The organism is Curtobacterium sp. B8, from assembly GCF_000333315.1.
Taxonomy (GTDB): Bacteria; Actinomycetota; Actinomycetes; order Actinomycetales; family Microbacteriaceae; genus Curtobacterium; species Curtobacterium luteum.
The window spans coordinates 1-10,083 of record NZ_BACW01000630.1 but is presented as its reverse complement, the minus strand read 5'-3'; the positions used below and the strand labels follow the sequence as shown (position 1 = coordinate 10,083).

At 68.6% G+C, this 10,083-nt stretch carries 9 protein-coding genes; 1 reads left to right on the top strand and 8 read right to left on the bottom strand.

Going from position 1 to position 10,083, the window contains the following annotated elements; all coding sequences use genetic code 11:
* On the bottom strand, nt 1-235 hold a 235-nt coding region (locus tag I59_RS16910; RefSeq protein WP_031274293.1), incomplete at its 3' end, for a four-carbon acid sugar kinase family protein.
* Nucleotides 236-402: 167 nt separating this feature from the next.
* Between I59_RS16910 and I59_RS16905 the strand changes: the two genes are divergently transcribed.
* Nucleotides 403-1,374: an aldo/keto reductase gene (locus I59_RS16905; protein WP_022904882.1), complete on the top strand. Its 972-nt coding sequence runs from the start codon at nt 403-405 to the stop codon at nt 1,372-1,374.
* Nucleotides 1,375-1,562: 188 nt separating this feature from the next.
* On the opposite strand, the gene dapA is transcribed toward I59_RS16905, so the two are convergent.
* The 7 genes from dapA to I59_RS23660 all read right to left on the bottom strand — a co-directional run bounded on the left by dapA (nt 1,563) and on the right by I59_RS23660 (nt 8,848).
* Complete coding sequence (gene dapA / locus I59_RS16900) at nt 1,563-2,459, bottom strand: 4-hydroxy-tetrahydrodipicolinate synthase (RefSeq protein WP_022904881.1); 897 nt, start codon at nt 2,457-2,459, stop codon at nt 1,563-1,565.
* Nucleotides 2,460-2,498: 39 nt separating this feature from the next.
* Nucleotides 2,499-2,855 (bottom strand): 2-dehydro-3-deoxy-phosphogluconate aldolase, encoded by a 357-nt coding sequence (locus I59_RS16895; RefSeq protein ID WP_031274288.1) that lies wholly within the window; start codon nt 2,853-2,855, stop codon nt 2,499-2,501.
* Nucleotides 2,856-2,866: 11 nt separating this feature from the next.
* Nucleotides 2,867-4,378, bottom strand: coding sequence for an SLC13 family permease (locus I59_RS16890; protein ID WP_031274287.1), 1,512 nt, complete (start codon nt 4,376-4,378; stop codon nt 2,867-2,869).
* Nucleotides 4,375-5,622, bottom strand: coding sequence for an exo-alpha-sialidase (locus I59_RS16885; protein WP_022904878.1), 1,248 nt, complete (start codon nt 5,620-5,622; stop codon nt 4,375-4,377). Before I59_RS16885 ends, I59_RS16890 begins: the two co-directional genes overlap by 4 nt.
* 489 nt (nt 5,623-6,111) lie before the next feature.
* On the bottom strand, nt 6,112-7,434 hold the full coding sequence (locus I59_RS16880; protein ID WP_187289838.1) for a hypothetical protein: 1,323 nt from the start codon (nt 7,432-7,434) through the stop codon (nt 6,112-6,114).
* A gap of 461 nt (nt 7,435-7,895) precedes the next feature.
* Entirely contained in the window at nt 7,896-8,726 is an 831-nt protein-coding gene (locus I59_RS16875; protein ID WP_022904876.1) for a hypothetical protein, read from the bottom strand.
* Complete coding sequence (locus I59_RS23660; RefSeq protein ID WP_022904875.1) at nt 8,726-8,848, bottom strand: hypothetical protein; 123 nt, start codon at nt 8,846-8,848, stop codon at nt 8,726-8,728. Before I59_RS23660 ends, I59_RS16875 begins: the two co-directional genes overlap by 1 nt.
* Between the last annotated feature and the right edge of the window lie 1,235 nt (nt 8,849-10,083).

Genomic DNA, 10,083 nt, shown 5'->3' with positions numbered 1-10,083 from the left:
CGGGCGCGCCGGCGCCGCGCATCTGCAGTGCAGCCTGCGCGATGGCCGCACGGCGTGCCGAGGGGTCGAGTGCTCGGGTGTCGCAGTCGAGGACGACATCGGACGAGGAGCGCGCGACGTGTCCGAGCACTCCGGCGAGCGTGAGGGCGACGGTCGCGGGGTCGGGACCGAGGACCGCGGCCACCTCGGCGGCGCCGGACAGGTCGTCGGCGATCGCGGCGAGGCGGTTCGACATCGGACCCCTCCTCGGGCTCGGTGGACGGTACGGTCGGCGGAGCGACGGCGTGCACGAAACACGCTAGACGAGTTGCGTGAAACACGCAATAGTGGTGTGCGCATCGGATCGGCACAGACGCGACACGACGACGAGTCGCCGGACGGTGCCCGACCGAGAGGAACCCAGTGCGAGACATCGACATCCGAGGCCGCCGCCTCACTCCCGCCGTCCTCGGCACCATGACGTTCGGCGACAGTGTCGACGAGCCGACCGCAGCCGAGATGGTCGACCGCTTCCTCGCTTCCGGCGGGACCGGGATCGACACCGCGAACGGGTACGCCGGCGGCCGCAGCGAGGAGATCCTCGGATCGGTGCTCGCCGGACGCCGCGACGACGTCGTGCTGGCGACGAAGGTCGGCATCCCCAACCCGGACGCCGAGGGCGCCGCTCCCCTGTCCGCCACGGCGATCGAGCGGTGCGTGCACGCGAGCCTCCGCCGGCTCGGGACCGACCACGTCGACGTGCTGTACCTGCACCAGCCCGACCGGTCGACGCCCGTCGCGGAGACGCTCTCCGCTGTGCAGGGGCTCGTCGACTCCGGTGCGGTCCGCGCCTGGGGCGTCTCGAACTACGCGGCCTGGCAGATCGCGGAGCTCCGGCACACCGCCGAGGGGCTCGGGCTGGACGCGCCCGTCCTCGGGCAGCAGGTCTACAGCGTCATCGCGACCCGGATCGACGACGAGTACGCCGAGTACGCCAGGAGCACCGGCCTCGGCACGATCGTGTACAACCCGCTCGGCGGTGGTCTGCTCACCGGGAAGCACCGTGCGGACGAGCAGCCCGGGGAGGGACGCTTCGGCTCCTCGCCCCTCGCCGGCATGTACCGCACGCGCTACTGGAACGACGAGGTGTTCGCCGCGGTCGAGCAGCTCCGCACGATCGCCGAGGGCGCAGCACTCCCGATGGCCGAGCTCGCGCTGCGGTGGACGATCGGGCGTCCGGTCGTCGACGCGGTACTGATCGGCGGGTCGCAGGTCACGAACATCGCGGCGAACCTCGAGGCGCTGGCCGCGGGTGCCCTGCCGGAGGACGTGCAGCAGGCCGTCGACGACGTGGCCGCGTCGCTCCGGGGGCCGATGCCGGCGTACAACCGCTGACGGGTGCGCGGGGTCGGTGGCATCCGCCGCCGGCCCGCCGGGACGGCCTGTGCGCGTGGCGACGAGACGGCTGGTCGTCTCGTGAGCCCGTGATGGTCCGTTGCGGCGCGACCATCGACGGCCTGGAGGCCCGGTGCCAGCTGGCACCGAGCCTCCAGGCCCTCGATCGGTCGCGGTGGTGCCGCGCCTCAGCCCAGGCCGGCCGCCTGGTCGGCGCGCACGGTCTCAGCGATCTTCGCGAGGGCCGCGTCGCCGAGCAGGTTGAAGGGGGCGCGGCACGGACCGACGGCCTCGCCGGCGGCGTTCGTGGCCGCCTTGACGATCGTGTTCGGGTTGCCGAGCGCGAACAGGTTGCGCAGCGGGCGGATCGACGCCTGCGCGGCGCGCGCGCCGTCCAGGTCACCGGCGGCCCAACGCCGGTAGATCTCGACCATCGTGCGCGGGTAGACGTTCGCGACGGCGGTGATGCCGCCCGCACCGCCGGCCTGCAGGGTCGGCAGGACCAGCGAGTCGGTCCCGGCGAGCACCGCGAAGTGCTCGGGATCGGTCAGCTCGATGACCTGCAGGATCGCGTCGAAGTTGCCCGAGGAGTCCTTCACACCGGCGATGTTCTCGAGCTCCGCCAGCCGAGCGACGGTCGCGGGTGTGATGGTGTTGCCCGTCCGCGCGGGGATGTTGTAGATGAGGACCGGGATGTCGACGGCCTCGGCGACCGTGGCGAAGTGCCGGTACAGCTCGTCCTGCGACGCGGCCGCGAAGTACGGCGTGATGACCGAGAGCACGTCCGCGCCCGCCGCCTGCATGCGCTGGGCGATCCGGACCGTCTCCTTCGTCCCGACGGCACCGGCGCCGCCGTAGACGGGGACGCGGCCACCGGTGGCGTCAACCACCGCTTCGAGCACGGCGAGCCGCTCGTCCTCGGTCTGCTGGAAGAACTCGCCGTTCGTGCCGAGGCAGAAGACGCCGTCGGCGCCGGCCTGGACGGCACGGTCGGTGTGCGCGCGCATCCGGTCGAGGTTGAGCGACTCGTCGTCGTGGAACGGGGTGACGAGGGCGTGGATGCTGCCGCGGATCGTGGTGGTCACTTCAGGTGCTCCTTGCAGGCTGGGTGGGACGGGGGCGGGTCAGGGCGTGGGCCGCTGCATGACGTGGACGGCGAAGCCGCCGAACTCCCCCGCGAGGTAGATGTTCTGCAGGCGTCCGTCCTCGAAGTGCGCGGCCGTCTCCTGGTCGAACCCGAAGCCCTTCGCGGTGAGTTCCTCGACGGCGGCCTGGAGATCGCCGGTCGACATGCCGATGTGCCCGTGCGTGCCGAGGTACTGCGAGCGCACGCACTCGAAGAAGGTGCCGGCGAACTCGGACTTCTTCCCCTGGCGGGAGTCGAGGTTGAACATGAGGCAGAACAGGTCGCACAGTTCCTGCGCGGCCGCTGCGTCGGGGTTGTTGATGCCCACGTGCGCGAGCTCGAAGGTGTTCTTCACGGGGACTCCGATCACATCGGGAAGAGGAGGAGCGCGCCGGCGGTCAGCGCCAGCAGGCGGATGAAGTACATCGGGATGGTGAACTTCCAGAACTGCAGGAGCGAGTACTTCCCGACGCCCATCACCATCGCGGGGAGCCCGTCGATGGGGAGGAAGTGTCCGTTCCACCCGGAGATGACGATGGCGATCGCCGCGGCCGCAGGGTTGAGGTCCAGGCTGACACAGGTCGCGATCGCCAGGGGCGCGAAGACGTAGACCGTGCCGATCGTCGACCCGGTGAGGGTCGCGAGGACACTCGTCAGGACACAGAACGCGAACACCAGCAGGAAGGGGCTGACGTTCCCGCCGAGCAGACCGGCGACCGACTCGCCGACCAGCTTCGTGAGTCCGGTCGCACCGAGCGCCTCGGCGATGCCGATGACGCCGGCGGACATGATGATGATCGGCTGGCTGATGGCGTCGCGGATCTCGGTGAAGTCCAGGACCTTCATCACCAGGAGGAGCGCCACGGACAGCCCGGTGATTGCGTAGCCCGCGTCGCCGATGTAACTGTACGAGATCATCCCGGCGATGGCCAGGACGAAGCAGGCGTACGTCGCCGGCTGCTTCCGTCGGTCCAGCGTCGGCGCGGTCACCGTGGCGGTCGCGCTCGACGCGGCGACGGCGGCGGCGTTCGCCTCGGCGGCGTGTGGGCCGGGCGTGGCAGGGTCGGCGACCGCGTCCACGTACGTCCCGGAGGTGGACGCGCCGGTGTGCGTCCCGGAGGTGGCGCCGGTGTGCGTCCCGGACGTCGCACCGGCGTGCGTCCCGGAGGTGGCACCGGCGTGCGTCCCGGAGGTGGCACCGGCCAGGGCCGGTTCCTTCGCCTCGGTCGCGTTCACCGTGCCGGTCTCCTCGTCGGAGATCGCGTGGTCGGGGAGCAGCCGGTACGCGATGAGGCACCAGACGAGGAACCCGAGGCTGAGCACGAGGTTGACGATCGAGAACCGGACGAGGTCGATCGACTCGCGCACACCCGCCGCTTCCAGCACCGCGACGACGATGCCGTACTGCAGGGCCACGTTGAACGGGAGCATCGGGTGGTTGGCGGCGAAGCCGGCAGGCATCAACACCTTCGACGGCGGCAGCTTCTTGTTGTAGGCCAGCGTCGAGAGCAGACCGATCACCAGGACGTAGTAGGCCGTCGAGCCGGTGCCGAAGATGCTGCAGCCGACCATGACGAACACGACGATGAGGACGTAGGCGCGGAACCCGCCCTTGGTCCCGAGTCGCGTGATCATGCTCTTGAAGCCCGAGACGAGGTCGGTCTTCTGCAAGGCGGCGATCACCGCCATGAAGGACGCGAGCATGATGATCGTCGCGTTCGCGAACCCGCTGAAGGCGACGTTGATCGGCACGACACCGAAGACCACCATCAACAGGCAGGCGATCAACGGGGGGACGCCGAACGGGAGACGATCGATCATGATCAGGACGATCATGAAGACGGTGATCGCGAGTGCGAAGACCATGGGGAGGGTCATGCTCGCTGCTCCTTCGCAGAGAGGTCCGGACCGGCGGAGGAGGACGGCGTCGACACGATCTCCGCGAGGACGTCAGCAGGCAGGTACACGTGCTTGATCGACTTGCGGTGCCAGGTGTAGGCGATGTGCAGTCCCCCGGCCGGGTCGGGGAGCACCGAGGGGTAGGACAACTCGCGGTTGCGTGACTCGCGACTGTTGTTCGAGAGGCAGTAGCCGTCGCCGTTCTCGATGTCGTGTGCGGTCGGCCAGGATCGGCCGTCGGGGCTCGAGACCACGAGCGTCATCGGCGCGCGAGGCGCGCCCCAGAAGGCCGTGGGTCCGTCCGCGTCCAGGGCAGGTTCGGCGATCTGTGGTCCCGCTCCGGCTGCGTCCGACGCCAGGCCCTCGTCGTCGATCTCGTCGTACAGGGAGACACGGCGGCTCGTCGCGTCCTCCTTGCTCGAGTGGTTCATCACCATCGCGATCCGGCCGTCGTCGAGGGACCGCGCCTGGATCGAGGAGTTGTTGTTCGGCAGGTCGATCGGACGGCACGGCTCCCACGTCATCCCGCCGTCCGTGGACGTCGACTCGTACACGTGGTCCGCCCAGCGGGAGCGGAAGCACGCCCAGAGCACCCCGTCCTCGCGCGGCACGATGTTCATGTGCACGCACCCGGTCGAGTCGGGAACGGCGACCTCGGACCAGGCCAGTCCGCCGTCGTCCGAGTACCAGACCGAGGCGGTGTCGTCGTTGCCGACCCACTTCTCACCGGGCACCGTGCGGCAGTTGAAGACCGGGAGCAGGATCCGACCGCTCTCGAGCACGACGGGGGTTTGACGGACGAACACGCCGACCGGTGCATCGGGGCCGAGCAACAGCGTCGGGTCTCCCCAGGTCTCGCCGCCGTCGCGGGAGATCCGACGCCGCACTTCGGAGGTGTCCTGGTTCCCGGCGAGCTGCGCGGTGTAGAGCAACCACACGGCCCCGTCCGGCGCCGTGAACAGGATCGGGTTCTGCTCGGAACGCGCGCTGTCGAAGCTCACCTGCACCGGGTCGAGCCAGCGGTCCGTGCCGGCGGGAAGGCGGGACAGGTGGATCGAGATGTCCGAGACACCTTCCTGGGTACCGCCGAACCACACGCAGGCGAGATCTCCCCCGGGCAGGAACGCGAGGTTGGCCGCGTGACACTGCACCGTCGGGGTCGGGAGGAGCGCTTCTGCGCCCCCGTCGGACCGGGCTCGCAACAGCCCGTCGAAGTCATGCATGCGGGGGTCCTCCAGTCGACGTTGACGGTGGGCACCGACGGATCGGTGCTGAGCGTTCATCCTGGCAGTATTGCTCGAAGTGCGCAATAGCCATGCGCGTAGTACGCATACAAGTGCCGTCCTGCCGGTGGGATCGCGTGGTGGCTGCTCGAAGTACGCGATCGGCTTCGGGACGACCGATCGGGAAGGCCGCTCGTCGCCCCCGCGCTCAGGGAGCCACTTTCGGCCTCCCCAGTCACGGGAACAGGAGACGTCCCGTTGGCGCACGGCACCAGAAGTGTGGATCGTGCAGCACGACGAGTCAGTACACAAAACGGTGCTCAGAGTGTTCGAGACGTCGGAGGAGGCCCAGACCTCCGCCGGGGAGATCGGCGACCGATTCGAGGGCGGCGCCCTGTTCTCGAGCTCCGCGATCGGCTACCGCTTCGATCGCGGCACCGGACACGTCAGCTCCGGGCCAGGCGACAGCATGGAGGGCCGCCTCGACCGTCAGTGCCCGTCGACGTCGCCCGTCAGGATCGCGCCGGTGACACCCGCGTCGAGTTCCTCGTGGAGTACGCCGACGATGAACTCCTCGGTGCCGAGCGAGAGCAGGTGCTGCACCGCGGCCTCGTGGTCCTGCAGCCACGGCTGCCACTCGTCGTGCAGGAACGCCTCGACCTGTCCGTTCTCGTGCACGATGATCGCGCCGACGTTCTCCCTGATCCCGTCCTCGTCGAGGCGCACACTCAGCACGAGGGGCTCAGCGTCCTCGTGGACCGGTTCGACGGTGAGCTCGCCGGGCAGCGGCCACGCTGAACGCTGCAACTCGACGTTCGACATGTGTAGGTGCGGTTCGCTGTCGTCGATCGCGAGCTCGAGGGTGCCGTCGAGGAACTGGTCGATGACCTCGTGCACACGGTCATGGAGCGCCGGCTGGTACGTCCACCACCGCTCGTGCACGGCGCGGAGCCAGGCCTGCGTCTGACTCGAGGTGCCGACTGCTGCGCCGACGAGCTGCGGCGCGTTGCCGGGGAGCCCGACGACCTCGAACTCCCCCTCGTCGGTCTGGATGGCGAGGGTGCCGGTGTCCGGATCAGCGTCCACGTGAAGGATCCCCGCCGGAGCGGCAGCCCAGACGTCCGCTGGCAGCGCCGGCGGCAGCGCGAACGGCACCGCGAGGGCCGGCTCCTCGGCTGCGCGGTCGAGGATCTCGCTGACCCAGGTGTCGCTGTGACGGGCACCGGGCGTCGGTGCGTCCTCGGCGGTGCGCGCGGCGATCAGGTCCGCGGCGCGCTCGTGCGCCTCGTGCGGATCCGCGTTGACGCCGACGAGCACGCCGGCGTCGGCCCACTGAGCGAGGTTGATCGCCTCGAGGTCGTCGTCGGACAGCGCGACGTTCCACTGCGCCGGGTCGGCGAGCACGAACGCCGCCGTGCGGCCAGCGGGCCCGTTCTGCACGGCGGAGACGATCGCCGGCACCAGGTGCGGCAGGTCCTCGAAGCCGGTTTCGACCTCGAGGCGGTCGATGATCAGCAGGTCGTCACGCTCGAGGACCTCGGCAGCGCCGGCGAAGAGACTGGCGAACGGACCACCACCCGGACCGGTGCCCGTCACCACGCTCGAGTACGAGCCCTGAGCGTCGGAGGTCTCCAGCGCCTCGACGATCTCGTCGACCTCGTCGGGTGCGCGCACGGTGAACGCCGTGACCTGCGCGACGGGGGCAGCCTCCGCCTCGTCGTCCGTGAGCGGCACGCGCACCTCGATCGCCCAGCGGTCGACGTCGAACGACGGGTAGCCGTCGCCGTCCTCGTCCACGATGGTGCTGTGCACCAGGCGCAGGCGTCGGTCCCACGCATCGTGCACGGCGCGGACGAGCGCGGATCCATCTGATGCGTCGAAGCTCCCGCGCCAACGCTACTGAGCGGCGGCCGCCTGGTCACGACCGCGCTGCCCACGACGCTCCAGCCCGCCGGCTCGATGGTGCGGCGTGCCAGGCCCCCAGGAGCACCGCGTCAGCCGCCGGCCCTGGTGGCTCGACGTCGACCACGCGACCGAGTCGGGCACTCGCGACAACGTGCCCTTCACCGCGACAACTTGCCCTGGAACCGACGACCCGTCCGGATCCGCAGACAAAGGCAGCATCAGGGCACTTCAAGGGGTGTGACCCACACCGACGGTAATGGCCCTTATCGCAACTTTGCGGGGCTGGAGTTGGCCTCTCCGCGCCAACTACCCCGGTGCGTCGTGCACTCAGCACGACGCCGGGCACGAGGAGGGCTAGGGCTGCCAGGTCAGCCCTGCACTCGGAACGGACGGTCCCCGTTATCCTCCTCGGCAAGCTGGCGACGGAGTGGCTCGAGCCGCAAAGTGATCGATTCCCAGAGCTGTGCCACGGTCCCCTCAGGGAGGAGCGGGAGCGGACAGCGTCCCAAAACGTGGACGGCGCGATCTGCAATGCCAAGAACGAACGCCGCATGGTTCACGATCTCCTGGCGCGGAAGCCGCAGTTGGCCATCTGCGAGGAGCGCGCCGAGCGCCGGCATCATGCCGTGGGCGAATGAGGAGAGCTGCGAGTAGGGGGTCCATTCGTCCAGGTCCGCGTTGCCCCACGCGTCCGCCGCAGCTTCGCGCACCGCGGTGCTGAGCGCCCAGCTTGGGGCTGTTGCGTTGATCGCTCGCTTCTGCGCAGTCACGAGGTCGAGGTACTCGCGGCGATCAAGCTCCCCCTCGACACCGACGAACTCAGTCGCGAACGCTGACTTGTTCACGTCCGAGTGCAGAACCGATAGCGCACGCACACGCACCTCGTCCGCCGTCGCACCGATCGTGACCCAGCGGATCCGTGCCAGCGACTCGACTGCGCCCCGGGCAATCGTGGCCGACGACGGTCCGAGCTTCGGACTCAGGATGAGGGTCTTCATCGTTCGCGCATGGTCGCCGACCGCCAACAGGTTCATCACTGTCATCTGCGACAGCACGAAGTCTGGATCGATCTGCCCGTCCCAATCGAGATCCCTGCTGCGGATCTCGGCCGCGAGCGCATCGGCACCCCGCTCGATGCCCTTCCAGAGGCTTCCGGCACGGGAACGGACTTCCTTGTCGGTGCGCGTGGTCGTGCCCATCAATTCAGCGTGGCCTTCTTCCGGTCGAAGCGCGACTGGAAGAACGTCCAATTGACGATGATCTGCGGCACGAGGGTGGTCAGGTCTCGGTTGATCTCGACGGTCGACAAGGTGATCTGCACGGCTGCTCCTTGAGGGTCAGGTGAGGCGGTGGATGCGCCCGCAGTGGGAACTAGCGACAGGAACGAGCTGTGGCTCGATCCGGCTCAGCCCTGGTTCTGGCGATCCGCACCCTGCTATCGGAATCCGCCTGGCGGACTGAATCTGCCGCGGAGCACACCCTTCCGTTCGACCGTCTTCTGCGCGGAGACAAGCCCGGCGTCCAGCGTTGTACGGGGTTGGCTCCTGCACGGGACCCCTGCGGCGGGGAGCTACCTACTGCTCGGGGTCGACTTTGGGGGCGCATCTGGCGCCCGGCAAGCGGGCTTCTATGTCGACGCGGTCGGTTCGACCCCCGCGATCGAGCGACCTGTGGTGGCGGTTGCTCACAACTGCTGCGAGAAGCTCCGTTACCGCTTAGTTACTGGCAGATCCGCCGGAGTGAAACAAGAGAGCCCCAGATCCCCGTAATTACGGGGATCTGGGGCTCTTCGCGTTGGTGGGCTTTTTGCGCTTCCTCTGCTTGCCATGTGGCGCACGGCTACTTCTGGTCATCGAGACTTGGGTTTCCCCCGCCAACCGGAGCCATTCCCCCCACCGCCGAAAGCCCTGTTCAGCAGGCATCTTGCGCAGCTCGTTCGTGCTCTCGGCCCCAGGTCGAGCCATCGCAGAAGTCCGCCCAGCACCGCTTGACTCAGGTTCGCCATGCGGGGGAAGTGCATTTCAGGGGAAACGGCCCGGCTGTTTCGCGTGCGGTGGGCAACGCTGGCGCAACGGACGAGCGCGCACTCGGTGATGCCTACGCCTCGCAAGACATCGGCGTTACTGGTTTCCGCCATCCGGGCGTATCGGAGGCCCGCGATTGCCTACTTCTTCTGCGAGAACTTCATGTCAAGAGAGGTCGCCGACCGCGAGAGTTGTCACACCCGTCAGGTCACAACCAACTCCCCTCCTACGGGACACTCGCAACCCGCTGGCGCGGTCGATATCGGCAGCTCAGGCGATGGTGAGCATCCGAAGACAGGCCGGGCACCAGCACGAGGACCTGCACTGCTCGTACAACCGTTAACTCGACCGCCGCGTGCATTGCCGTGGTCGTGACTGACGGCCGGACCGACCTGTCGTCCTCCCGAGCCCCTCCGAAGGGGGTACATGGAGGGTCCCCCAAGGTACGGACCTTCAACGCACTGCGAACAGCAATACCTTAAGCGAGCTGAAGTGATGCTCACTCAGTGAATTGAGGGGAAACAAAGAAAAA